The organism is Mesorhizobium sp. M2E.F.Ca.ET.209.01.1.1 (assembly GCF_004010375.2).
In the GTDB taxonomy this organism is placed as follows: Bacteria; Pseudomonadota; Alphaproteobacteria; order Rhizobiales; family Rhizobiaceae; genus Mesorhizobium.
In genome coordinates this window covers 1-316 of sequence record NZ_SADP02000847.1, presented here as the reverse complement: position 1 = coordinate 316, position 316 = coordinate 1, and the positions used below count along the sequence as shown (strand labels likewise).

Sequence of the window (316 nt, the reverse complement as noted above, 5' to 3'; positions counted from 1 at the left end):
CTTGTCGAAGCCCTGGTAGGCCATGTCGATGAAGGGGAACAGCTGCTTGTCCTTCAGCAGCTGGGCGACCTGCGTGCACTGGGTGACCGTGAGGTCGGCACCGGTGGGGTTGTGGCAGCAGGCGTGCAGCAGCACCACGGTGCCGGCTTCCAGCTTGCCGAGGTCGGCCAGCATGCCCTCGAAATCAACCCCATGGGTGGTCGGGTCGAAATAGGTGTAATCCAGCACCTCGAAACCGGCGGCGCTGAACACGGCGCTGTGGTTTTCCCAGCTCGGGTTGCTCAGTGCAACGGTGGCGTGCGGCAGCAGCTTCTTC

At 63.6% G+C, this 316-nt stretch carries 1 protein-coding gene; it reads right to left on the bottom strand.

The features are described 5' to 3' along the window. On the bottom strand, window positions 1–316 hold a 316-nt coding region (locus tag EN852_RS38180), incomplete at both ends, for an aminotransferase class I/II-fold pyridoxal phosphate-dependent enzyme (protein ID WP_135879860.1).